A 21,856-nucleotide genomic window follows, 5' to 3' on the forward strand; every position below is an offset into this window, starting at 1 on the left:
TTAGCGGATCAGGCCAAGCTGCGTCGGCAGCCACAGCGTCAGTTGCGGGATGAAGGTGATCAGCAGCAGCGCCACGAACAGCGGGATCATCCAGGGCAGGATGGCCAGCGCGGTGCGTTCCACCGACATCTTGGAAATCCGCGACAGCACGAACAGCACCATGCCCACCGGCGGAGTCAGCAACCCGATCATCAGGTTCAGCGTCACGATCAGGCCCAGATGCACCGGATCGATGCCATAGCGCGCGGCGACCGGCATCAGGATCGGCACCAGGATCGAGATCGCGGCGATCGTGTCCAGGAACGCCCCCACCACCAGCAGCAGGATGTTGACGATGATCAGGAAGGTCCACCAGTTGTCGGTCAGCGAGAACATGAAGTCCGCAAACATCGCCGCAGCCTGGCTGACCGTCAGCAGCCACGCAAAGATTGATGCAGCAGTGACGATGAACAGGACCGAGGCCGTGGTCTCGATGGTGTCGAAGCTGGCTTTCGCAAGGCTGCGGAAGGTCATGGTCCGGTAGCGCACCAGCCCAAGGAACAGCGACCAGATCACGGCGGCAACGGCGGCCTCGGTCGGCGTGAACCAACCCATGGTCATGCCGCCGATCAGCAGCACCGGGGCCATCAGCGCCATGACCGCATGCCAGTCGAAATACCAGTCCAGCGCGATCAGCGCCGAAAGCCCGATCAGCACGGCCACGTTGACCGACAGACCCGCCATCACCAGCAGATAGATCGCCAGCGGGAAGCTGAGGACGATCACCACCTCAAGCGAGGCACCCAGAAGCTGCTTCAGCTGAAACGGGGTGTCGGAACCCCAGCCCTTGCGGCGGGCAAAGATATAGACCGTCAGCATCATCAGCACGGTCATCACGATGCCCGGCAGGATACCGGCCATGAACAGCGCCCCGATCGAGGCATTGGCCATCATCCCGTAGATGACGAAAGGCAGCGAGGGCGGAAAGATCGGCCCCAGCGTGGCGGAGGCGGCAGTGACGCCCACCGCGGCCTCGACCGGGTAGCCGTGGTCCTTCATCGCCTTGATCTCGATGGTGCCGATGCCGGCGGCGTCGGCCAGAGCGGTGCCCGACATGCCCGAGAAGACCACCGAGCCGATGATATTGACCTGCGCAAGGCCGCCCTTCATCCAGCCGACCAGCGACAGGGCAAAGTGATAGATGCGCCCGGTCACACCCGCGATGTTCATCAGGTTGCCGGCAAGGATAAAGAAGGGGACCGCGATCAGCGGAAAGCTCTCGACGCCCGCAATCATGCGCTGCGCCGCGATGATGTCGGGGGCGACGTTATAGACCCCGATATAGGCCAGCGATGCCACGGCCATGGCGACCGCGACCGGTACGCCGATGATCATCAGAAGTAGGAATGATCCGATCAGAAGAAGCATGGTTCAGATCCCTGTCACGCCGGTTTCAGCCGCCTGCTGACGGACGGTTTTCTTGTTGGTCAGGTCACGGGCGAAGTTCTGCAACGCGCGCAGAGCCATCATCACGAAGGACGCGAACACGGTGTAGAAGACGATGCCGCGCGGCAGGTCGACGGTGACCATGCGCTCGTTGCCCACGACGGCGATATAGCGCCACATCAGCCATGACATGTAGGCGAAGAAGCCGATCGAGATCAGATCCACGACCACTTCCAGCGCGCGCACGACCGGGCGGGGCAGGATGTTGTAAAGCAGGTCGACGATGATGTGACGGCCCATCCGCACACACATGACCGAGCCAAGGAACACGATCACCACCAGACAGTTCGCGGCGATTTCCTCGGTCCAGGCCAGGCTGTTGTTCAGCGCGTAGCGGGTGAAGAATTGCAGGAAGACGCACAGCGCCATGCCCCAGAACAGCGCAAGCGTGACCCAATCCTCGATGGAATAAGGGGTCAGGTCGACGGGGCCGGCGTCATCCTCGAAGGCATGCGCCATCTCTTCCACGCTGATGGGCGTGTGATCCTGGTCTGCCATGTCATAGGCTCCGGAAATGGAAAGGGGGATGCCCCGGCGCCGGCGGGCCGTTCACCGGGGCCAAGATGGTTACTGGACAGCCCGGATGGCTTCCCAGTCTTCCTTGTTGTAGCCGAAATCTTCCAGCGCGACGTTTTCCAGCACGGTCTTTTCGAAGTCGGACTTGTCGACCTCGACGACGTTGATGCCGTCAGCCTTGAACTTGTCGACCAGCGCCGCTTCACGCTCCTCGACGATCTTGGTGGCGCGCACGGCGGCCTCCATCATCACGTCCGAGAAGATCTGCTTGTCGGCATCCGACAGGTTGGCCCACAGCTGTTTGGACACGACCGTGTTCAGGTGGTCGACGATATGGCCGGTCAGGGCGATGTTCTTCTGAACCTCGAAGAACTTCTTGGCCTCGATGGTGGTCAGCGGGTTTTCCTGCGCCTCGACCGTGCCGTTCTGCAGCGCCAGATAGACCTCGGCAAAGGCGATGGGGGTGGTGTTGGCCCCGCAGGCGCGCGGCATCGCCAGATAGGCGGGCACGTCCGGCACGCGGATCTTCAGCCCGTTCATGTCGGCGCAGGACTTGATGTCCTTGTTCGCCGTGGTCTGGCGGGTGCCGTAATAGGTCACGGCGGTGATGTGGTTGCCCGAGGCCTCCTCATAGCCCGCTGCCAGCTTCTTGAAGACGTCGCTTTTGGTATAGGCGATCAGGTGCGACGGATCGCGGAAGATATAGGGGTAATAGGTCACGCCGATCGGCTTGTATTCGCGCGAGGCGAAGCTGGAGCCCGAAATGATGATATCGACCGTGCCCAGCTTCAGGCCCTGATTGAGGTCGGCTTCCTTGCCAAGCTGCGAGGCGGGAAAGACGTCGATCTTGTAGCGGCCTTCGGTGCGCTTGCCGATTTCCTCGGCGGCCCAGACGGATTCGGTGTGGAACGGCTCGGATGTCTCATAGACATGGGCCCATTTCAGCGCGGTCTGCGCCTGCGCGGCGATAGTGCTGGCCATCAGCATGGCGGCGGCCCCGAACAGACCCTTGATCGTGAACTTCATGCGTATCCTCCCAGTAGCGTTGAGTTCAGTCTTTGTTGGCAGTCAGGCTTGCTGGTGTCGTTCCACCAGAAAGCTTTCGGTAAATCTTCGCTGCGACTCGCTCAGATGGTGGCGCATCGCCTCGCGCGCGGCGCTGGCATCGCCGTCGGCAATGGCGTCGCGGATCGCCCCATGTTCGGACAGCGCCAGACGCCAGGTGCGCGGCCCCTCGAACCGGGTCGAGAATTGCATGAAAAACGGTGAGAGCCGCTTTTCGTAGATCTGCTGGGTAAAGTTCGCCAGAACCGAATTCCCCACGCCCGCGGCAATGGCGATATGGAACTGGCCGTCCAGCGCGACCATCCGCGAGCGGTCGTTCAGCGCCTGCCCCATGGACTGCAGATTGTCGTCCAGCCGGGCGATCAGGTCATGGGTGACATGGCGCGCGGCCTCCTCGGCGATGGCGCTTTCGATGATCGCGCGCGCCTGCAGGATCTCCAGCGGGCCTTCGGCATCCATGCCGATCCTCGGGCCCTCCGGGGCGGGATGGGTGCCGACATAGATGCCCGAGCCCATGCGGATTTCCACATGCCCCTCGACCTCCAAGGCGATCAGGGCCTCGCGCAGCGACGGGCGCGAGACGCTGAGCAGCTCGGCCAGATCACGTTCGGACGGCAGCCGCTCACCCGGCGCAAGCGCCTGAGTGGCGACAAGCGCCATGATCTGATCGGCCACCTGCCGGTATTGCCGGCGGGGGCGGGTATCGTTGAGCATATTCCCTCCGGTCAGCCGCCTCCACGCAGCTGGGGTCAAACTGGTTTGACCAATTGCAGGTTAGGGACGGTTTGCCGACTCGGTCAAGGATTTTTTCGGGGGATTCCGCAGGAAAATCCCCATTAACTGGTCAGGCCACCGTAGCGATCCCCAGCCTGTCGGCCAAGGCCGCGAATTCCTGCGCCGTGATTGGGTCCAGAACCACCCCGGATTCGGCACGCCCGCGGGCCACATCCCATTCCCGGTCGCCCGGAGCCATGACTTTGGCCCCTTCGCGGGCCGGGGAATTGCGCAAGGTGTCGACATAGCGGCGCATTCCAGCATCAAAGGCGCTGCGTTCCAGAAACGCTTCCGGGTTCAGCGCCAGCACAAAGGCCCCCATCTGACGCGGGGTTTCGAAATCCGGCCCGTCCATGTTGAGGATATCGAAGCTGAGCTTCATCCCGGTCAGGACCGCACTGAAAATCTCGGCCACGCCCCCCAATGCCGCGCCCTTGAAGCCAAAGGCACCGCCAAGTGGCGCGAGCATGTCGACGATATGGGGATCGGTGACGTCCTGCCCCGCCGAATCCGAGGCGACCGCATCGGGCAATTCCTGCCCAAGGCTGCGATAAAGCAGCACCCGGTTGTAGGGGATCGAGCTGGTCGCCATGTCCAGAAACCACGGATCTCCCCCGGCGCAGGGCACCGCCACCGCGATCGGATTGGTGCCGTGGAATCGCGACGCGCCATCATGAAGACGCACGAAACTGTCAGAGTTACAGAAGGTTATGCCGATGAACCCAGCCTCGGCGGCGGCCAGTGCATAGGCCCCAGCCGGGCCGAAATGCGAATTGTTGCGGATCGCCACCGCACCCAGACCGAATTGCCCAGCCAGCACCACCGCGCGCTCCATCCCGCGATAGGCCCCCAATGCGCCTTGGGCATTGTCGGCATCCAGCACCTCGACCGCGCCAAAGCCTCCGACGGTCTTGAGCGCGGGATTGCGGTTCAGCCGCCCACCCTCAAGCGCCCGGATATAATGCGGCAGCAGGCGGACGCCGTGGCTGTCGACGCCAAAGCGGGTGCCATGCAGCATGGCGCGGGTCGCGGCATCGGCGGTTGCCTGATCCGCGCCCACGGCCAGAAATGCCGCGCGACAAAAGCGATCCAGTTCGTGCAGGCTGGTGCGGTGCTGGTCGGTCATGTTTCCTCCCCTAAATGTCCCTTGCACACAGTAGCCACAGCGCGGATGATCGCACAATGCCTGAAAGCACCGATCCGACCCGACTTGCCCCGCGCCTGTACCAGCAGGCGACCCAGATGCTTCAGCGCGACATCGTCGAGGGCCGCTTGCCGGACGGGCTGGCGCTGACCCAGATGGGCATTGCAGAGCGCTTCGGCATCAGCCGCGCCCCGGCCCGCCGCGCGCTGGAAGCGCTGACCGGGATGGGATTGCTGGAGCGGCAGCAATCCGGGCGTTACCGGGTGGTGGCGACCGGCCCCGCCCCCGCCTCGCCCCCCGCCGCCGAAGGCCCGCGCCGCCTGATCCCCCGCATGGGATGGGAGATGCTGTATCCCCGGATCGAGATGGAGGTCGTCTCGCGCACGTCGCTGGGCGGCTGGCGGCTGAACGAGGCCGAACTGGCCCGTCATCATGGCGTCAGCCGCACCATTGCCCGCGATGTGGTTGGTCGGCTGCAAAATCGCGGCGTCATCACCAAGGATGACAGCGGCCGCTGGATCGCCCCCGGCCTGACCCCGCGCCATATCGACGAGCTGTTCGAACTGCGCTGGCTGCTTGAGCCGGTGGCGATGGAAAAGGCCCTGCCGCATCTGCCGCCGGGCCTGCTGGACGCCATGCAGGCCGAACTGCAATCCGCGATGGCCCCGGAAGCGCATCGCGACGCAGCCCTGCTGGACCATCTGGAACACCGGCTGCATGTCGAGCTGCTGTCCTATTGCGGCAATGACGCGCTGCTGCGCGCCATCCGCCTGCCGCAATCGCTGCTGATCGCCCATCACCTGCTGTATCAGCTGACGCTGGAACTGTTCGGGACCGAGCCCTTCCTTGCCGAGCATCTGGAAATCGTCACCCGGTTGCGCACCGGCGACATCGACAGCGCCAAGGCGGCACTGGTCGCGCATCTGCGCATCTCGCGCCGCCGGGCAATGCTGCGGATCGAGGCGGTGCAGGACATGATCCAGCCCGAACCCCTGTCCTATCTGGAGCGGATCACCCCGTGAACGTCCGCCGAAAAGCCTACTAGGCAGAAGCGATATCTTGCCTATCCTGCGCCTTGGGGAGAGGCCCGGACCGGGCCCGATCAGGGAGGAGAGACGGAGATGACCCGCAAGGGATTGCTGCTGACTGCCACCACTCTGGCGCTGGCGCTTGGTGCGCCGGCAATGGCCGACACGGCCCAGAAAAAGATCGCATTGTCCAACAACTACGCCGGCAACAGCTGGCGTCAGGCCATGCTGGAAAGCTGGAAACGCGTCACCGACAAGGCCGTGGCCGATGGCGTCGTCGCCAGCGCCGACGCCTTCACCACCGCTGAAAATCAGGCGACCGAGCAGGCCGCGCAGATCCAGAACATGATCCTGCAGGGCTATGACGCGATCGTGGTGAACGCCGCCTCTCCGACCGCGCTGAACGGCGCGATCAAGGAAGCCTGCGATGCCGGGATCACGGTCGTGTCCTTCGACGGCATCGTGACCGAGCCCTGCGCCTGGCGGGTCAAGGTCGATTTCGTCAAGATGGGCCGCGATGAGCTCGAATATCTGGCCACGCGCCTGCCCGAGGGCGGCAACCTGCTGGAAATCCGCGGTCTTGCCGGGGTCTCGGTCGATGACGAAATCCATCAGGGCATTGATGAGGGCGTGAAGGCGCATCCGAACTTCAAGATCGTGGGTTCGGTCAATGGCGACTGGGCGCAGGATGTGGCGCAAAAGGCGGTGGCGGGCATCCTGCCCTCATTGCCGGAAATCGCCGCCGTGGTGACGCAGGGCGGTGACGGCTATGGCGCGGCGCAGGCCTTTGCCGCAGCGGGTCGGCCCACGCCGATCATCATCATGGGCAACCGTCAGGATGAGCTGAAATGGTGGGCCGAACAGCGCGACGCGAACAAGTACGAGACCGTCTCGACCTCGATCGCGCCGGGGGTGTCCACGCTGGCTTTCTGGGTGGCCCAGCAGATCCTTGACGGGCAGGAAGTTCCCAAAGACCTGACCGTGCCGTTCCTGTCGGTGACGCAGGACACGCTGGACCAATCGCTGAAGGAGACGCCCGAAGGTGGCGTGACGAATGTCGATTACAGCCAGGACGACGCCAAGAAAGTGATCTCCGAGTCCAAGTGATGGTGTCAGGCGATACCGAAGCCGGGGCGCGCGCCGCCCCGGTCGTGATGCTGGAGGGCGCGTCGAAAAGTTTCGGCGCGCTCAAGGCGATGGATCACGTCGACCTGCAGGTCAGCCCCGGCGAATCGCTGGGGCTGGTCGGGCATAACGGCGCCGGAAAATCGACGCTGGTGAACCTGATCACCGGGCTATTCGCGCCCAGCGCCGGACGGGTCAGCTATCCCGGCACAAGCGACCATAGGATGGCCGGCATCCGCGCGATTTCGCAGGAAGGCACGCTTTGCCCGAACCTGACGGTGCTGGAAAACCTGCAGGTGGTGCAGCGCGACCTGAACGGCTGGGGTTGGCGCCGGCTTGCCGCGCGGCGCATCCGGACGGCGCTGGACGCGGTCTTTCCCGGCCATCGCATCCGCCCCGACATGCTGGTCGCCGAGATGTCGCTGGCCGAAAGCCAGATGGTCGAGATCGCCATAGGTTTCGCCGAAGGCCCGATCCCGGCCCGGCTGGTGGTGCTGGATGAGCCGACCTCATCGCTGGATGCGCAGGTCTCGGCGCAGCTTCTGGCCCATATCCGGCGCTTCTGTGCAGATGGCGGCGCTGCGATCTTCATTTCCCACATGCTGGGCGAGGTCTTTGCCGTCGCCGACCGCATTGTGGTCATGCGCGACGGGCGGATCATCGCGGACCGGCCCACCTCGGGCTTTAGCCGTCAGGGGCTGGTCGATGCGATGGGCCATGTCACCGATGACAGAAACCAGCCCGGCCCCGCCGCGCAGGCCCGCAATCTGGGCGATACCGTCCTGCGCACCCCCGAGGGGATCGAGGCCCGCCGGGGCGAGATAGTCGGCCTTGCCGGTCTGGCGGGCCACGGCCAGGCCGAGGCCTTGGCACGGTTCTACCTGTCGCAAGGTTCGGACTGGCGCAGCACCGCCCGGCCCAGCGCGGTCTTTGTCGCGGGCGACCGGCGGCGCGACGGGGTGATGCCGGTCTGGTCTATCCGCCGCAATCTGACGCTGGCCGCGCTTGAGACGCTGACCCGCCATGGCCTGATCGACCGCGCGGCGGAAACCGCGATCGGCACGGATTGGCAGAAGCGCATCGGCATCCGTACCCCCGATATGGGCAATCCCATCCTGTCGCTGTCGGGCGGCAACCAGCAGAAGGTGCTGTTTGCCCGTGCGCTTGCGACCAGCGCGCCCGTCGTGGTCATGGACGACCCGATGCGCGGCGTCGATATCGGCACCAAGACCGAGGTCTATGACATGATCCGCCATGAGGCCGCGCAGGGCCGCACCTTCCTGTGGTATTCGACCGAGATGGACGAGATCCTGAATTGCGACCGCGTCTTTGTCTTTCGCGACGGCGCGATCTCGGCCGAGCTGGAAGGCCCCCGCATCACCGAGGAAAACATCCTCGCCGCCAGTTTCGAATTCGGGGATGCCGCGTGAGGCTGATCAATCCGCGTCTGGCCCTGCCGATCCTGTCGCTGGCGATCCTGATCGTCGCTGTCTTCTGGCTGCAACCCCGCGCCATGAGCTATGTGGGGATCAACCTGCTGTTCAATCTGGCGGTGCCGATCGCGCTGGCGACGGTGGCGCAGATGATCATCATCATGGTGAATGACATCGACCTGTCGATGGGGGCCTTCGTCAGCCTTGTCGCCTGCATCACCGCCGCCATCCTGCCCGGCAATCCGGCCTTGGGGGCCCTGATGCTGCTGGGCTGCGTGCTGGCCTATGCCGCCCTTGGCGCGCTGATCGAGGCGCGGCAACTGCCCGCCATCGTGGTGACCTTGGGCATGTCCTTTGTCTGGGGCGGGGCGGCGGTGCTGATCCTGCCCTCGCCCGGTGGGACCTCGCCTGTCTGGCTGACCGCGATCATGAAGGCAAAACCGCCGCTGGTCCCGATGGCGATCATCGCGAGCCTGCTGATTGCGGGCGTGGCGCATCTGCTGATCATGCGATCCGCCTTTGGCGTCAGGCTGCGTGCCTTGGGGGGGAATGCGCGGGCGGTGTCGCGGGCGGGACGCTCGACCGTGCGGCTGCGGGCGATGGCCTATGCGGTCGCGGGATGCTTTGCCGTCTTGGCCGGAATGGCGCTGGTCGGGCTGACAACCTCGGGGGATGCCAATATCGCGCTGCGCTACACGCTGCTGTCAATCGCAGGCGTGATCCTTGGCGGGGGAGAGTTCACTGGCGGGCGCGTCTCGCCCATTGGCGCGGTGATCGGGGCGCTGACCCTGACGCTGGCGGGCAGTTTCCTGTCCTTCCTGCGCCTGTCGCCCGATTGGCAGATCGGGGCGCAGGGCGCGATCCTGATCCTTGTGCTGGCCGCGCGGCTATTGGTGCGTCAGGCGGAGAAGCGGACATGACCCTGCATCGCGCGCCATGGTTCTGGGCCTGGGTCGCGGCCTTCGCGGCCTTCCTTGCCACATGGTCGATGAGTGCCGGCGGCGGCGGAGGCGCGGCCCTCGCCGTCGCCGCCCTGACATTCGGCAGTTTCTCGGTCCTGACGGGACTGGGGCAGATGCTGGTCATCACCATGGGTCCGGGCAATACCGACCTGTCGATCCCGGCCACGATGACGCTGGCGGGCACACTGTCGCTGAAGCTGATGGGCGGGATGGATGGCGGGCCTGCGACGGTGCTGGCCGGGCTGCTTTCCGCCCTGCTGATCGGCGCGGGCGTGGGGATCGCCAATTTCGCGCTGATCCGGCTGCTGCGTATTCCGCCGATCATCGCCACGCTTTCGGCCAGCTTCCTCTACCAATCGCTGGCAATCTGGTCGAACCGGGGCTTGCGGATCAAGCCGCCGCCCGCCTTGGCCGATTTCACCACCGGGCGCGATCTTCTGGGCGTGCCAAACCTTGCATGGGTCGCGCTGGCGATCAGCGCCGGCTTCTGGGTGCTTCTGAACCTGTCGGGCTTTGGCCGCCGCGTTTCCGCCATCGGGCAGAATGCGCGGGCGGCGCGGCTGGCGGGCGTCCCCGTCGCCCGCGTCAGTGCCGCGACCTATGTGATCTGCGCGATGATGGCGGCGCTGACCGGTTTCCTGCTGGCCTGCTTTTCCGGCGGGGCGGCGCTGAACATGGGGGCCGAGTTCCTTTTGATGTCCATTGCCGTCACCGTGATCGGCGGTTCATCCATCGCGGGCGGAAATTCCAACGTGCCGGGCATCTGGGCCGGGGCGCTGTTCATGTATCTGATTGTCTCGATGCTGAATTCCTATGGTCTGGGGGCGGGCGTGCGCCTGCTGTCGACCGGGGTGATCATCATCGCCATCGTCGCCGTTGCCAGCGGCAGAAAGGCCAAGCCATGACCCTTTACGACCTTCGCGACCCGCGTTTTGCCGGGCTGATCCATCGCAATGCCCAGCTGCGCCAGATCGGCAGCGGCTTTGAATGGGCCGAGGGGCCGGTCTGGTTTCCCCTGTCGCAGATGCTGCTGTTTTCCGACATCCCCGCCCATCGCATGATGCGCTGGACCGCCGAGAGTGGCTGCACGATCTTTCGCGAGGATTCCGATTACTCGAACGGCAATACCCGCGACCCGCAGGGACGGCTGGTGACCTGCCATCACGGGTTGCGCGCCGTCTGCCGGACCGAGCATGACGGCAGCCGCACCGTGCTGGCCGACAGCTATCAGGGCAAGCGGCTGAATTCGCCCAATGATGTGGTGGTGCGCTCGGATGGCAGCGTCTGGTTCACCGATCCGACCTATGGAATCCTCTCTGATCTGGAGGGCTACCGGGCCGATCCCGAGCAGGCTGGCAGCTATGTCTGGCGCATTCCGGCGGACGGGGGCGCGCCCCAACCGGTCATCACCGATTTCACCCAACCGAACGGGCTGTGCTTCTCGCCCGATGAAACCCTGCTTTACGTGGCCGAGTCGGGCTCCAGCCACGATCCGGGCGTGCCTTCGGTGATCCGGGTGTTCGACGTGCAGGGCGACAAGGTCACGAATGGCCGCGACTTCGCCGTGATCGACCGTGGCCTGCCGGACGGCATCCGTTGCGATACGAACGGCAACCTGTGGTCCTCGGCGGCGGATGGGGTGCATGTCTTTGCCCCGGACGGCACGCTGCTGGGCAAGATCAACGTCCCCGAAGTCGTCTCGAACATCTGTTTCGGCGGGCCGAGGGGGAACCGGCTGTTCATCACCGCAACGACCAGCCTGTATGTGGTGGCGGTCAATGCAGCGGCGGCAGGCTGGCCCGGCTGACGCTACCAGTGGCGCGCCAGCACCCTGCCGATGCGGTGCTGGGCGTCGCGCAGGACGGGGCTGGAGCGTTTCTGCGACGGTGCGCTTTCAATGCGCGCCATCTGATCCGCGACCAGTGCAAGGCTTTCGGCCCGCGACAAGCCGATCCAGCGGCGCGGGACCAGCACCACGCGCAGACGGATCAGCCGTGCCGGGTCCTGAAACCAGATCAGGAACCAGCTCGGCCCCGCGGCGCGGACGCTCCATCCCGGCGGGCAGATCGGACTGCGATGCATCGCCTGAAGCCGGTGCAGATCGGACCCGCCACGACAGGTGGTGACCAGAAAGACCAGATCGACGAATTTCTCGGACAGACTCATCGGCACTCTCCCGCATGGGGATAGAATACACGATATACGCACTAGATTAAATCGTAATAGTCCGCGCTTTGCATTGCGGGGCCATTTGCGCTAGCCCTTGCCCAAAGTTCCGACCCGAGAAGGAGGCCCCCATGCGGCAATATCTGGATGCGCTGCGCACCGTTCTGGAACAGGGCCAGCCCTCGACCGACCGGACCGGGACGGGGACAATTTCGCATTTCGGGATGCAGTGCCGCTATCCGCTGGATCAGGGCTTTCCGCTGGTCACGACCAAGAAGCTGCATCTGAAATCCATCGTGCATGAGCTGCTGTGGTTCCTGTCGGGCGATACCAATATCCGCTACCTCAAGGAAAACGGCGTCTCGATCTGGGACGAATGGGCGGATGAGAATGGCGACCTTGGTCCGGTCTATGGCCACCAGTGGCGGCATTTCCCGACCGTCCGTGACGAGGATGGCCGCGTTGTGGTGGGTGAGGTCGACCAGATCGCCGAACTGGTCGAGCGCATCCGCAAAAGCCCGGATTCGCGCCGCCTGATCGTATCCGCGTGGAACCCTGGTGAGGTGGACCAGATGGCCCTGCCGCCCTGCCATACGCTGTGGCAGGTCCGCATTCAAGGCGGCAAGCTGCATCTGCAGCTTTACCAGCGTTCCGCCGACATGTTCCTGGGCGTGCCGTTCAACATCGCGTCTTACGCGCTGCTGACCCATATGCTGGCGCATGTGACCGGCTATGAGGCGGGCGATTTCATCCATACGATGGGCGACGCGCATATCTATTCGAACCATCTGGATCAGGTGCAGACCCAGCTGGCGCGCGAACCCCGCGCCCTGCCCCGGCTGCGGATCACGCGCGAGGTCAAGTCGATCTTCGACTTCCGCTTCGAGGATTTCGAGTTTCTGGATTACGATCCGGCGCCCGCGATCAAGGCTCCGGTGGCCGTCTGATGCTGACCCTGATCGTCGCCCGCGCCCGCAATTCCGCCATCGGCAAGGACAACCAGATCCCGTGGCACTCGCCCGAGGATCTGAAGATGTTCCAGCGCGAGACCACCGGCGGCGCCGTCATCATGGGCCGCCGGACCTGGGACAGCCTGCCCTTCAAGCCGCTGAAGAACCGGCTGAACATCGTGGTGTCGCGCGACGCCTCGCTGGCCGAGCATGTCGCTTCCTCGGTCCCTGAGGCCATCGCGATGGCCCATGAGGCGGGTTACAACCGCATCTATGGCATCGGCGGCGAGGCGATCTATCGCGAGATGCTGCCTTTGGCCGACCGGCTGATGCTGACCGAGGTCGATCTGGAGATCGCCGAGGCCGACGCCTTCTTCCCCACCTTTGACGAGGGCCACTGGACCCAGCTGACCCGCCGCACCCTGCCGGGCGACGGGCCTGAATTCACCCTGCGCGAGCTGGTCCGCCGCCGTTAAAGCGCGGTCCAGCCGCCATCCACGGAAATCGTCGTGCCGGTCACCTGATCGGCTGCGGGCGAGCATAGATAGACCACCGTGCCGCCGACCTGCTCGACCGTGGCGAATTGCCCCGAGGGTTGGCGCTGCAGCATGACCTTGGCGATGACCTCTTCGCGGCTCATGTTATGGGTCTTCATCTGGTCGGGGATCTGCTTTTCGATGATGGGCGTCAGCACATAGCCGGGGCAGATCGCGTTGCAGGTGATCGGATCGGTGGCGGTTTCCAGCCCGGTGACCTTGGTGAAGCCCACGATACCGTGCTTGGCCGCGACATAGGCCGATTTGAATGGGCTTGCCGTCAGGCCGTGGGCCGAGGCCACGTTGATCACCCGCCCCCAGCCCGCGGCCCGCATCATCGGCAGCGCCACCGCGGTGGTGTGGAAGGCCGATGACAGGTTGATCGCAATGATCGCATCCCATTTCTCGGCCGGGAATTCCGGGATCGGCGCGACATGCTGGATGCCGGCATTGTTCACGAGGATGTCACAGCGCCCCGCCGCCAGAATCAGTGCCCGGCAATCGTCGCCCTTGGACATGTCGGCGCGGATGTAGCGGGCCGTGACGCCATGCTCGGCGGCAAGGCTTGCGGCCAGCGCGTGGTCGTCGTCATTGTCGGTAAAGCTGTTCAGGACCAGATCGGCGCCTGCCCGCGCAAGCTCGACCGCGATGCCCAGACCGATGCCGGAATTCGATCCGGTCACCACCGCCGTCTTGCCCTCGAGAAACCTTGCAAACATCCCTGCCCCCTTGTCTGACCGGATCATTCAGGCGGCAGGATGTTGAAAATCCCGCAAAGGCACAACCGGGCAAGAACCCGCCGAGGGCATAAAAAAACGCCCGCACAAGGCGGGCGCTAGTCATGAGGCAGGTTTCATACAGGCAAGAAACCTATCGAGCAGTGATTTATCTATACGCTTTTCGGCACTTGAGTCCAATGGGTAAGTTTGCCACAGCCGGAACGGATCGCTAATCTGGGCGACGACAAGACAACCGACCCGGAAAACAGGGCGATCGAGCATGCGATTCTTCAATATTTCTAACGAATCCGCGATCTGGCGGGCGCTCGCCTTTGGCGTGTGTGTTGCAGCTATGCCGCTGGCAAGTGCCGCCGATCCCATGCATGCCATTGCAATGTATGGAGAACCCGCCCTCAAACCGGGCTTCACCCACCTGCCCTATACCAACCCGGACGCGCCCAAGGGCGGCACGATTCGACTGGCCGAGTCGGGAACCTTTGATTCGCTCAATCCGTGGATCCTGATGGGCAATCCGGTCTTCCCGATCTTCACCCAGCCGGGGCTTTTGACCGAAAGCCTGATGATGCGGTCGATCGACGAGCCTTTCTCGCTTTATGGGCTGCTGGCCGAAAGCGTCGAGACCGATCCGGGGCGCACATGGGTCGAATTCACCCTGCGACCGCAGGCAAAATTCTCGGATGGCAGCCCGGTCACGGTCGAGGACGTGATGTGGTCCTATGAGACGCTGGGGACCAAGGGCCATCCGCGCTATACTGCCGTCTGGTCCAAGGTCGCCAAGATGGAGCAGACCGGCCCCGGCAAGATCCGCTTCACCTTCAACACCCCCGACCGCGAATTGGCGCTGCTGATGGGCATGCGCCCGATCCTGAAAAAGGCGCAATGGGAGGGCAAGGATTTCAGCCAGTCGGGCCTGATGCCGCCGATCGGCACTGGCCCCTATGTCATCGACAAGGTCGATCCGGGCCGCGCCATCAGCTTCCGCCGCAATCCCGACTATTGGGGCCGCGACCTGCCGGTGAACAAGGGCCTGCATAATTTCGACCAGATTCGCTTCGACTATTTCGGCGATGCCAATGCCATGTTCGAGGCTTTCAAGGCCGGCGAGACCGATGTCTGGCGCGAGCTGGTCGCGGCGCGTTGGGACCGCGACTTCACCTTCCCCGCCGTGCGCGAGGGCCGGGTGATCAAGGCAGAGATCCCGCATGAACGCCCCTCGGGGATCATGGGGCTGGTGATGAACACCCGCAATCCGGTCTTTGCCGATTGGCGCGTGCGGCAGGCGCTGATCGACGCTTTCAACTATCGCTTCATCAACATGACCCTCAGCGGCGGCAAGGACCCGCGGATCACCAGCTATTTCGCCAATTCCGAACTGGCGATGCAGCCCGGTCCGGCCACGGGCCGTGAGGCCGAATTGCTGGCCCCCTTTGCCGCCGACCTGCCCCCCGGCACCATCGAGGGCTATACCCTGCCCGAAGGCGGTGACCGCCATATTGACCGCAAGGGTATCCGCGCCGCGCTGGACCTGCTGGCGCAGGCTGGCTGGACCGTGCAGGAGGGGGAGTTACGCGATGCGCAGGGACGGCCCTTTGCCTTCGAAATCCTGCTGAACCAGTCGGGCAGCGCCATGCGTTCGGCCTCCGAAACCCGGCAGATCGTCGATATCTTCATCGAATCCCTGCGCAATCTGGGGATCAAGCCTCAGGTCACGCTGCTGGATTCCGCGCAATATGTCCAACGCACCAACAACTACCAGTTCGACATGACCTGGTACGAACGCGGGCTGTCGCTGTCGCCGGGCAATGAACAGATGCTGTATTGGGGCAGTGCCGGGGTGAAAAAGACCGGAACCCGCAACTGGATGGGCATGAATTCCCCCGCCGCCGAGGCGATGATCGCCGAGATGGGCCATGCCGAAACACAGGACGACTACCGTGCCGCGGTGCGCGCCCTGGACCGCATCCTGACTGCGGGGCGCTATGTCATCCCGGTCAGCTATTCACGAATTTCTCGTTTGGCGCATAAAGCTGAACTGCATTATCCTGAAAATACACCCATTTACGGGGACTGGCCCGGATTCATGCCTGAAACCTGGTGGTACGAGGAAAGGAATTGAAATTGACGCGCATCGCAACCCTCATCGCACTTCTGGCGTTGGCCGGATGTAACACCGTCGCCGGAGTCGGTCAGGACATTACCGGCACCGCGCAATGGGCGCAGGGGAACATGGGAGGTTCGGGTTACTGATGAAATGGGTACATGTCCGTGACAACTGGCCAGCCTTCTCGGACGCCATTCTGGAAAAATGGCCCGAGGCGGATGAGGCAGACCTGACCGAGATCGACGGCGACCAGCGCGCCTTCGTGAAATACATCGCCGAGGTCACCGGTCAGGAAATCGACGAGACCAAGGACGAGATCCGCGAATGGCTGGCCGGAGAAATCCCGTCAGACATCGTGATGGACCCGTCGCATGACAATCACTCGATCGCGCTGTCGTCGAAATTCGTCGGCGAAGGCGAGGACGAATATGACGACGACGCGCGTTTCGGTGATGACGACGAGGTCGCCGATGACGGCGACCGGACCGGGCGGGATTAGGGCTCAGGCGTCCAGATCGACCCAGACGGGGACGTGGTCGCTGGGCTTGTCCTTGGCGCGCTCGTCCCGGTCGATGCCGATGTCGATCAGCAGGTCCTCGGCCTGCGGCGACAGCAGGATATGGTCGATGCGGATGCCATTGTCCTTCTGCCAGGCGCCGGCCTGATAATCCCAGAAGGTGAACGGGCCGCGCGCATTGTCGGGATCGCGCAGCCGCACCGCATCCGCCCAGCCATCATTCAGGATACGGCGCAAGGCCGCGCGGCTTTCGGGTTGGAACAGCGCGTCATCGACCCATTTTTCCGGGTTGGCGGCGTCGCGGGGTTCGGGAATGACGTTGTAATCGCCCAGCATGACCGTCGGGATCTCGGCCCCGCGCAATTCGCGGGCGCGGGCGCGCAGGCGTTCCATCCAGGCCAGCTTGTAGTCGAATTTCGGCCCCGGCTGCGGATTGCCATTGGGCAGGTACAGCCCGGCAATGCGCACGGCGCGCTGGCCGATCACGGTGGCCTCGATATAGCGCGACTGTTCGTCGGCATCGTCGCCGGGCAAGCCGCGCATCACATCCTCAAGCGGCAGCTTCGACAGGATCGCGACGCCGTTGAAGCCCTTCTGGCCGTGGGTCTCGATATTGTAGCCCAGATCGGCGATGGGTTCCGCTGGGAAGCCCTCATCCTGAGTCTTGATTTCCTGCAGCACCACGACATCGGGCTGGGCCTCGGAAAGCCAGCCGGTCAGGGTTTCGATCCGGGCGCGGACGCCGTTGATATTGAATGTCGCGATTTTCATGCGCGCGAGATTAGCCGCGCGCCGCCCTCAAGGCCAGATCAGATCGAGAAGGACGTGCCGCAGCCGCAGGACGAGCTGGCATTGGGGTTCTCGATCACGAAACGCGCGCCGATCAGCTCATCGGTGAAGTCGATGGTCGCCCCGGCAAGGAAGGGCAGCGACACCGGATCGACGACGACGCTTTGGCCTTCTCCGTTCAGGATCAGGTCGTCATCGGCGGTCTCGTCGAAGCGGATGTCATATTGAAACCCCGAGCAGCCGCCGCCCGAGACCGCGACCCGCAGGGGGCGGACCGGACCGTCCGCATTGATCTCGGCCAGCCGCGCAAAGGCGCGGGCGGTGACCTTGGGGGGCAGGCTGAGCTGGGCGTTCATGGGGTGTTCCCGTTTCCGTCGGTTATTCCGGTATATAGGCTTGAGGTGAAGACCCCGCAAGGAATGCCAGACGACATGACTGCACCCTATGCCTGCCAACCCGAAGAAAGCCGCGGCCGCCACTGGCCGGAACGCATGTCAACCTTTCGCAGCCCGTGGCAGCGCGACCGCGACCGGATCATCCATTCCAGCGCCTTCCGGCGGCTGAAGCACAAGACACAGGTCTTTGTCGAGCACGAGGGCGATTACTACCGCACCCGCCTGACCCACACGATCGAGGTCGCTCAGGTCGCCCGCACCATCGCCGGCGTGCTTGGCCTGAACGCCGATCTGGCCGAGACGGTGGCCTTGGCCCATGACCTTGGCCACCCGCCCTTCGGCCATACCGGCGAGGACGCCCTTGCCGCGCTGATGGAGCCCTATGGCGGCTTTGACCACAACGCGCAGGCCTTGCGCATCGTGACCAAGCTGGAACGCCATTACGCGGATTTCGACGGGCTGAACCTGACATGGGAAAGTCTGGAAGGCATTGCCAAGCATAACGGCCCGGTCACCGGACCCCTGCCCTATGCGCTGGCCGATGTGAACGCCGAATGGGACCTTGAGCTGCATACCAATGCCAGCGCCGAGGCGCAGGTCGCCGCCGTTGCCGATGACGTGGCCTATAACCACCACGACCTGCATGACGGGCTGCGCGCCGGGCTGTTCACCGAGGAAGACCTGTCCCAATTGCCCGTCGTCGGCGAGGCCTTTGCCGAGGTCGATGCCCTGCATCCCGGTCTGGACCCGATGCGCCGCCGACACGAGGCCCTGCGCCGGGTCTTTGGCGTCATGGTCGAGGATGTGATCGCGGTGGCCCAGAATCGGTTGACCAGCCTGCAGCCGCAAAGCGCGCAGGACATCCGCGACATGGACGGCCCGATCATCCGGTTTTCCAAGCCGCTTTATCAGAACCTCAAGGCGATCAAGCTGTTCCTGTTCCAGCGCATGTACCGCGCGCCCACGGTCGTCGTCGAACGCCAGCGCGTGACCGAGATGCTGAACGGGTTGTTCCCGCTATACCTAAACGATCCGTCCAAGATGCCCGAGCACTGGTTCGACGCGGCCAAGGCGGCGGGCGATGAGACGGGCCGGGCGCGGGTCATCCTTGATTACGTCGCCGGGATGACCGACCGCTTTGCCATTGCCGAGGCCGAGCGGCTGCTGAAGTAGGTGGGGGGCTGTCTGCCCCCCACACCCCCCGAGGGTATTTCTGAAACGAAGAAGGTCACTCGGCCTTGTCGTGAACCTTCAGCCACTCCTGCATCTGGGCGATTTCGGCCTCTTGGGCGCGGATGACCTCCTCGGCCAGTTTGCGGACCTGCGCGTCCTTGCCGTGCTCCAAGACCACCTTGGCCATGTCGATCGCGCCCTGATGGTGTGGAATCATGCCACGCATGAAGTCGATATCGGCATTACCGGAGTACTCGATCGCCATGTCCTTGTGCATTTTGTCCATGGCCTGCTGATAGGCTTGGGTCGAAGCCGAGGCCGTCGGATCGGCATGACCCGCCATTGCATGGTTCGAATGGTCTTGCGCCACGGCGGGCATGGCAAGCATGGCGGCGATTGCGGCGCTGGCAAAAGAACGGTGCATCGGTTCCCTCCTGAGTTTTCTTGCCGCATCAGGCCTCTGGCGGACGAAAAGAGGAAATGACAAAGCCGTCAGCTTGCGGTTTCCTGACCTCACGCCGCGGATGAACCCGCGCGCATCGTCGCGCGTTGGGGCGCGAACCTCAGCCATGAAGGAGACTGACCGATGATCGTCAATTCCGGCTCTGCGAAATGGGAAGGCGGGCTCAAGGACGGAAAGGGGCTGATTTCGACGCGCTCGGGCGTGCTGTCGGACCAGCCCTATGGCTTCAACACCCGCTTCGAGGGCAAGCCCGGCACCAATCCCGAAGAACTGATCGGCGCCGCCCATGCCGCCTGTTTCAGCATGGCGCTGTCGATGATCCTGCAAGGCGCGGGCGTCACCGATGTCACCATCGAGACCAAATCCGAGATCGGGTTGGACAAGGATGGCGAGGGCTTTGCCATCAAGACAGCGCATCTGACCACGAAAATCTCGGGCAATGGCGATCCGGCGGTGATCGAGGATTGCGCACGCCAGGCCGAGAAAGGCTGCCCGGTCAGCAAGGTGCTGAATGCCGAGGTCACGCTGGATGTGACCGTCGTGTAAGGCGGAAGTCCAATGCGGCGCGTTCTTGCACCGCGCCGCATGTGGGTCGTTCTGTATGGGGAAAAGACCCGATTAGAGAAACAGCCGGTCAGATATGTCATGCTCTGGCAGGAAGTGTATTTCCCACACCCGGCTCTCAGGTCGTGTTAGATTATGAAAACCTTGACCATCTTGCTGTTTCTTGCCCCGACATTGCTGCTTGGTGGATGCGACAGCATTTGTAGCTGCCACACCTGCAAAATGTGCATCATCCAATAGCCCCATGCCGATGAAGCCGGAAAAGGCTTCATCCGACTGCGAGGGGCTTAGATCATCCCAAGCCCCCGCCGGTCTTTACACCATCATTTCCTTGGTCGCGGTCAGCTTCAGTTCGGGGTGGTCGCGCTGCACCCGGTCGATGTCCCATTGCAGGCGGGTCAGGTAGACCAGATCGCCGTCATGGTCCTGCGCCATATGGCCCTTGTTGGACTGGGCAAAGGTCTCGACCTTGTCCTTCGGACCCGCGACCCAGCGCGCGCTGGTGAATTGCGAGGACTCAAACCGCACCGGCAGGCCGTATTCGATCTCGATCCGGCTGGCCAGAACCTCGAATTGCAGGGCACCGACGACGCCGACGATAAAGCCCGAGCCGATCATCGGCTTGAAGACTTTCGCCGCACCTTCCTCGGCAAACTGCATCAGCGCCTTTTCCAGATGCTTGGCCTTCATCGGATCGCCCGCGCGGACGGTCTGCAGCAGTTCCGGGGCAAAGCTGGGGATGCCGGTGAAGCGCAGGCCCTCGCCCTCGGTCAGCGCGTCGCCGATGCGAAGCTGGCCGTGGTTCGGAATGCCGATGATGTCGCCTGCCCACGCTTCCTCGGCCAGCTCGCGGTCGGCGGCAAGGAACAGGACCGGGTTCGACACCGCCATCGGTTTCTTGGACCGAACATGCAGCAGTTTCATCCCGCGCTCGAAATGGCCGGACGCCAGACGCACGAAGGCCACGCGGTCGCGGTGCTTGGGGTCCATATTGGCCTGCACCTTGAAGACGAAGCCGGTGACCGGGTTTTCGTCCGGCGAAATCTCGCGTTCTGCGGAATGCTGCGGCTGCGGCTCGGGGCCGAATTCGCCGATGCCGGTCATCAGTTCCTTGACGCCAAAGCTGTTGATCGCCGAGCCGAACCAGATCGGAGTCATGTGCCCTTCAAGGAAGGACTGGCGGTCGAATTTGGGCAGCAACTCGCGCGCCATCTCCAACTCTTCGCGCAGCTTCGCAAGCTGCTCGGCGGGAACGTGATCGGCCAGTTTCGGATCGTCGAGGCCGGTGATCTGCACGGTTTCCGCGACCTTGTTGCGGTCGGCGCGGTCCATGATCTCCAGCCGGTCATGCAGCAGGTCGTAAGCGCCGATAAAATCGCGGCCCATGCCGATCGGCCAGGACACCGGGGCCACGTCGATGGCAAGGTTTTCCTGAATCTCGTCAATGATCTCGAACGTGTCGCGCGATTCGCGGTCCATCTTGTTACAGAAGGTCAGGATAGGCAGGTCGCGCAGACGGCAGACCTCGAACAGCTTGCGGGTCTGGGATTCGACGCCCTTGGCGCCGTCGATCACCATGATCGCCGCATCCACCGCCGTCAGCGTGCGGTAGGTATCTTCCGAGAAATCGCTGTGGCCGGGGGTGTCGACCAGATTGAAGCGATACTTCCCGAATTCGAAGGACATGGCGGATGCGGACACGGAAATGCCGCGGTCCTGCTCCATCTTCATGAAGTCCGAGCGCGTGCGCCGCGCCTCGCCCTTGGCGCGGACCTGACCGGCCATCTGGATCGCCCCGCCGAACAGCAGGAACTTTTCGGTCAGGGTGGTCTTGCCGGCGTCCGGGTGCGAGATGATCGCAAAGGTCCGGCGGCGGGCGATTTCGGGCGGAAGATCGGGACGGTTGCTCATGCCCGGCCCTTTACCCTGC

At 63.8% G+C, this 21,856-nt stretch carries 24 protein-coding genes; 13 read left to right on the plus strand and 11 right to left on the minus strand.

Annotated features, from left to right (window positions below):
* The 5 genes from IB235_RS02440 to IB235_RS02460 form a co-directional block, all read right to left on the minus strand.
* Complete coding sequence (locus IB235_RS02440) at window positions 1–1,407, minus strand: TRAP transporter large permease (protein WP_155038018.1); 1,407 nt, start codon at window positions 1,405–1,407, stop codon at window positions 1–3.
* A 3-nt stretch (window positions 1,408–1,410) separates the two neighbouring features.
* Window positions 1,411–1,983 carry a TRAP transporter small permease gene (locus tag IB235_RS02445; RefSeq protein ID WP_192335344.1) on the minus strand — a complete coding sequence of 191 codons (573 nt, stop codon included), beginning with the start codon at window positions 1,981–1,983 and terminating at the stop codon, window positions 1,411–1,413.
* Between the two features lie 69 nt (window positions 1,984–2,052).
* Window positions 2,053–3,027 (minus strand): sialic acid TRAP transporter substrate-binding protein SiaP, encoded by a 975-nt coding sequence (locus tag IB235_RS02450; RefSeq protein WP_155038020.1) that lies wholly within the window; start codon window positions 3,025–3,027, stop codon window positions 2,053–2,055.
* Window positions 3,028–3,069: 42 nt separating this feature from the next.
* Window positions 3,070–3,780 (minus strand): FadR/GntR family transcriptional regulator, encoded by a 711-nt coding sequence (locus IB235_RS02455; RefSeq protein ID WP_192335346.1) that lies wholly within the window; start codon window positions 3,778–3,780, stop codon window positions 3,070–3,072.
* Between the two features lie 130 nt (window positions 3,781–3,910).
* On the minus strand, window positions 3,911–4,966 hold the full coding sequence (locus IB235_RS02460; protein WP_192335348.1) for an Ldh family oxidoreductase: 1,056 nt from the start codon (window positions 4,964–4,966) through the stop codon (window positions 3,911–3,913).
* A gap of 56 nt (window positions 4,967–5,022) precedes the next feature.
* On the opposite strand from IB235_RS02460, the gene IB235_RS02465 reads away from it, so the two are divergent.
* The 6 genes from IB235_RS02465 to IB235_RS02490 all read left to right on the plus strand — a co-directional run bounded on the left by IB235_RS02465 (window position 5,023) and on the right by IB235_RS02490 (window position 11,339).
* Entirely contained in the window at window positions 5,023–6,006 is a 984-nt protein-coding gene (locus IB235_RS02465) for a GntR family transcriptional regulator (protein WP_192335349.1), read from the plus strand.
* 99 nt (window positions 6,007–6,105) lie between these two features.
* Window positions 6,106–7,119: an ABC transporter substrate-binding protein gene (locus IB235_RS02470; RefSeq protein WP_192335351.1), complete on the plus strand. Its 1,014-nt coding sequence runs from the start codon at window positions 6,106–6,108 to the stop codon at window positions 7,117–7,119.
* Window positions 7,119–8,567 (plus strand): sugar ABC transporter ATP-binding protein, encoded by a 1,449-nt coding sequence (locus IB235_RS02475; protein ID WP_192335353.1) that lies wholly within the window; start codon window positions 7,119–7,121, stop codon window positions 8,565–8,567. Before IB235_RS02470 ends, IB235_RS02475 begins: the two co-directional genes overlap by 1 nt.
* A complete protein-coding gene (locus IB235_RS02480; protein WP_370576813.1) occupies window positions 8,564–9,490 on the plus strand; it encodes an ABC transporter permease in 927 nt (308 codons plus the stop codon). The genes IB235_RS02475 and IB235_RS02480 overlap by 4 nt, the downstream gene beginning before the upstream one ends.
* Entirely contained in the window at window positions 9,487–10,437 is a 951-nt protein-coding gene (locus tag IB235_RS02485) for an ABC transporter permease (RefSeq protein WP_192335355.1), read from the plus strand. Before IB235_RS02480 ends, IB235_RS02485 begins: the two co-directional genes overlap by 4 nt.
* Window positions 10,434–11,339, plus strand: coding sequence for an SMP-30/gluconolactonase/LRE family protein (locus tag IB235_RS02490; protein WP_192335357.1), 906 nt, complete (start codon window positions 10,434–10,436; stop codon window positions 11,337–11,339). The genes IB235_RS02485 and IB235_RS02490 overlap by 4 nt, the downstream gene beginning before the upstream one ends.
* A gap of 2 nt (window positions 11,340–11,341) precedes the next feature.
* Here IB235_RS02490 and IB235_RS02495 read toward each other — a convergent pair whose 3' ends face one another.
* Window positions 11,342–11,698 carry a hypothetical protein gene (locus IB235_RS02495; RefSeq protein WP_155038028.1) on the minus strand — a complete coding sequence of 119 codons (357 nt, stop codon included), beginning with the start codon at window positions 11,696–11,698 and terminating at the stop codon, window positions 11,342–11,344.
* Between the two features lie 131 nt (window positions 11,699–11,829).
* Between IB235_RS02495 and IB235_RS02500 the strand changes: the two genes are divergently transcribed.
* A complete protein-coding gene (locus IB235_RS02500; RefSeq protein ID WP_192335359.1) occupies window positions 11,830–12,645 on the plus strand; it encodes a thymidylate synthase in 816 nt (271 codons plus the stop codon).
* Window positions 12,645–13,124, plus strand: a complete 480-nt coding sequence (locus IB235_RS02505; RefSeq protein ID WP_192335361.1) for a dihydrofolate reductase — start codon at window positions 12,645–12,647, stop codon at window positions 13,122–13,124. Before IB235_RS02500 ends, IB235_RS02505 begins: the two co-directional genes overlap by 1 nt.
* Here IB235_RS02505 and IB235_RS02510 read toward each other — a convergent pair.
* On the minus strand, window positions 13,121–13,903 hold the full coding sequence (locus tag IB235_RS02510) for a 3-hydroxybutyrate dehydrogenase (RefSeq protein ID WP_192335363.1): 783 nt from the start codon (window positions 13,901–13,903) through the stop codon (window positions 13,121–13,123). The genes IB235_RS02505 and IB235_RS02510 overlap by 4 nt on opposite strands.
* A 280-nt stretch (window positions 13,904–14,183) precedes the next feature.
* On the opposite strand from IB235_RS02510, the gene IB235_RS02515 reads away from it, so the two are divergent.
* From IB235_RS02515 to IB235_RS02520, 3 genes are read left to right on the plus strand one after another with little or no spacing between them, the layout of a single operon-like run.
* Complete coding sequence (locus tag IB235_RS02515; protein ID WP_155038032.1) at window positions 14,184–16,040, plus strand: extracellular solute-binding protein; 1,857 nt, start codon at window positions 14,184–14,186, stop codon at window positions 16,038–16,040.
* 2 nt (window positions 16,041–16,042) lie between these two features.
* Entirely contained in the window at window positions 16,043–16,171 is a 129-nt protein-coding gene (locus IB235_RS25520; protein ID WP_255524281.1) for a hypothetical protein, read from the plus strand.
* Window positions 16,171–16,524 carry a hypothetical protein gene (locus IB235_RS02520; protein WP_155038033.1) on the plus strand — a complete coding sequence of 118 codons (354 nt, stop codon included), beginning with the start codon at window positions 16,171–16,173 and terminating at the stop codon, window positions 16,522–16,524. The genes IB235_RS25520 and IB235_RS02520 overlap by 1 nt, the downstream gene beginning before the upstream one ends.
* Before the next feature lie 3 nt (window positions 16,525–16,527).
* On the opposite strand, the gene xth is transcribed toward IB235_RS02520, so the two are convergent.
* Window positions 16,528–17,313, minus strand: coding sequence for an exodeoxyribonuclease III (xth, locus tag IB235_RS02525; RefSeq protein ID WP_192335364.1), 786 nt, complete (start codon window positions 17,311–17,313; stop codon window positions 16,528–16,530).
* Between the two features lie 38 nt (window positions 17,314–17,351).
* Complete coding sequence (locus tag IB235_RS02530; RefSeq protein WP_155038035.1) at window positions 17,352–17,687, minus strand: iron-sulfur cluster assembly accessory protein; 336 nt, start codon at window positions 17,685–17,687, stop codon at window positions 17,352–17,354.
* Between the two features lie 75 nt (window positions 17,688–17,762).
* On the opposite strand from IB235_RS02530, the gene IB235_RS02535 reads away from it, so the two are divergent.
* On the plus strand, window positions 17,763–18,899 hold the full coding sequence (locus IB235_RS02535) for a deoxyguanosinetriphosphate triphosphohydrolase (protein ID WP_155038036.1): 1,137 nt from the start codon (window positions 17,763–17,765) through the stop codon (window positions 18,897–18,899).
* 55 nt (window positions 18,900–18,954) lie between these two features.
* On the opposite strand, the gene IB235_RS02540 is transcribed toward IB235_RS02535, so the two are convergent.
* The gene (locus IB235_RS02540) at window positions 18,955–19,323 is read right to left on the minus strand and encodes a DUF305 domain-containing protein (RefSeq protein ID WP_155038037.1); all 369 of its coding nucleotides are present in this window, start codon (window positions 19,321–19,323) and stop codon (window positions 18,955–18,957) included.
* Window positions 19,324–19,485: 162 nt separating this feature from the next.
* On the opposite strand from IB235_RS02540, the gene IB235_RS02545 reads away from it, so the two are divergent.
* Window positions 19,486–19,908, plus strand: coding sequence for an OsmC family protein (locus tag IB235_RS02545; protein WP_155038038.1), 423 nt, complete (start codon window positions 19,486–19,488; stop codon window positions 19,906–19,908).
* A gap of 333 nt (window positions 19,909–20,241) precedes the next feature.
* Here IB235_RS02545 and IB235_RS02550 read toward each other — a convergent pair whose 3' ends face one another.
* Window positions 20,242–21,837 (minus strand): peptide chain release factor 3, encoded by a 1,596-nt coding sequence (locus IB235_RS02550; protein ID WP_192335366.1) that lies wholly within the window; start codon window positions 21,835–21,837, stop codon window positions 20,242–20,244.
* Window positions 21,838–21,856 lie beyond the last annotated feature (19 nt).

It is taken from the genome of Paracoccus sp. PAR01, from assembly GCF_014851995.1.
Taxonomy (GTDB): domain Bacteria; phylum Pseudomonadota; class Alphaproteobacteria; order Rhodobacterales; family Rhodobacteraceae; genus Paracoccus; species Paracoccus litorisediminis.

Bases quoted from the DNA above. Each gene is read 5' to 3' on its own strand.
- IB235_RS02440 (WP_155038018.1), bottom strand. From the start codon at position 1,407: ATGCTTCTTCTGATCGGATCATTCCTACTTCTGATGATCATCGGCGTA.
- IB235_RS02445 (WP_192335344.1), bottom strand. From the start codon at position 1,983: ATGGCAGACCAGGATCACACGCCCATCAGCGTGGAAGAGATGGCGCAT.
- IB235_RS02450 (WP_155038020.1), bottom strand. From the start codon at position 3,027: ATGAAGTTCACGATCAAGGGTCTGTTCGGGGCCGCCGCCATGCTGATG.
- IB235_RS02455 (WP_192335346.1), bottom strand. From the start codon at position 3,780: ATGCTCAACGATACCCGCCCCCGCCGGCAATACCGGCAGGTGGCCGAT.
- IB235_RS02460 (WP_192335348.1), bottom strand. From the start codon at position 4,966: ATGACCGACCAGCACCGCACCAGCCTGCACGAACTGGATCGCTTTTGT.
- IB235_RS02465 (WP_192335349.1), top strand. From the start codon at position 5,023: ATGCCTGAAAGCACCGATCCGACCCGACTTGCCCCGCGCCTGTACCAG.
- IB235_RS02470 (WP_192335351.1), top strand. From the start codon at position 6,106: ATGACCCGCAAGGGATTGCTGCTGACTGCCACCACTCTGGCGCTGGCG.
- IB235_RS02475 (WP_192335353.1), top strand. From the start codon at position 7,119: ATGGTGTCAGGCGATACCGAAGCCGGGGCGCGCGCCGCCCCGGTCGTG.
- IB235_RS02485 (WP_192335355.1), top strand. From the start codon at position 9,487: ATGACCCTGCATCGCGCGCCATGGTTCTGGGCCTGGGTCGCGGCCTTC.
- IB235_RS02490 (WP_192335357.1), top strand. From the start codon at position 10,434: ATGACCCTTTACGACCTTCGCGACCCGCGTTTTGCCGGGCTGATCCAT.
- IB235_RS02495 (WP_155038028.1), bottom strand. From the start codon at position 11,698: ATGAGTCTGTCCGAGAAATTCGTCGATCTGGTCTTTCTGGTCACCACC.
- IB235_RS02500 (WP_192335359.1), top strand. From the start codon at position 11,830: ATGCGGCAATATCTGGATGCGCTGCGCACCGTTCTGGAACAGGGCCAG.
- IB235_RS02505 (WP_192335361.1), top strand. From the start codon at position 12,645: ATGCTGACCCTGATCGTCGCCCGCGCCCGCAATTCCGCCATCGGCAAG.
- IB235_RS02510 (WP_192335363.1), bottom strand. From the start codon at position 13,903: ATGTTTGCAAGGTTTCTCGAGGGCAAGACGGCGGTGGTGACCGGATCG.
- IB235_RS02515 (WP_155038032.1), top strand. From the start codon at position 14,184: ATGCGATTCTTCAATATTTCTAACGAATCCGCGATCTGGCGGGCGCTC.
- IB235_RS02520 (WP_155038033.1), top strand. From the start codon at position 16,171: ATGAAATGGGTACATGTCCGTGACAACTGGCCAGCCTTCTCGGACGCC.
- xth (WP_192335364.1), bottom strand. From the start codon at position 17,313: ATGAAAATCGCGACATTCAATATCAACGGCGTCCGCGCCCGGATCGAA.
- IB235_RS02530 (WP_155038035.1), bottom strand. From the start codon at position 17,687: ATGAACGCCCAGCTCAGCCTGCCCCCCAAGGTCACCGCCCGCGCCTTT.
- IB235_RS02535 (WP_155038036.1), top strand. From the start codon at position 17,763: ATGACTGCACCCTATGCCTGCCAACCCGAAGAAAGCCGCGGCCGCCAC.
- IB235_RS02540 (WP_155038037.1), bottom strand. From the start codon at position 19,323: ATGCACCGTTCTTTTGCCAGCGCCGCAATCGCCGCCATGCTTGCCATG.
- IB235_RS02545 (WP_155038038.1), top strand. From the start codon at position 19,486: ATGATCGTCAATTCCGGCTCTGCGAAATGGGAAGGCGGGCTCAAGGAC.
- IB235_RS02550 (WP_192335366.1), bottom strand. From the start codon at position 21,837: ATGAGCAACCGTCCCGATCTTCCGCCCGAAATCGCCCGCCGCCGGACC.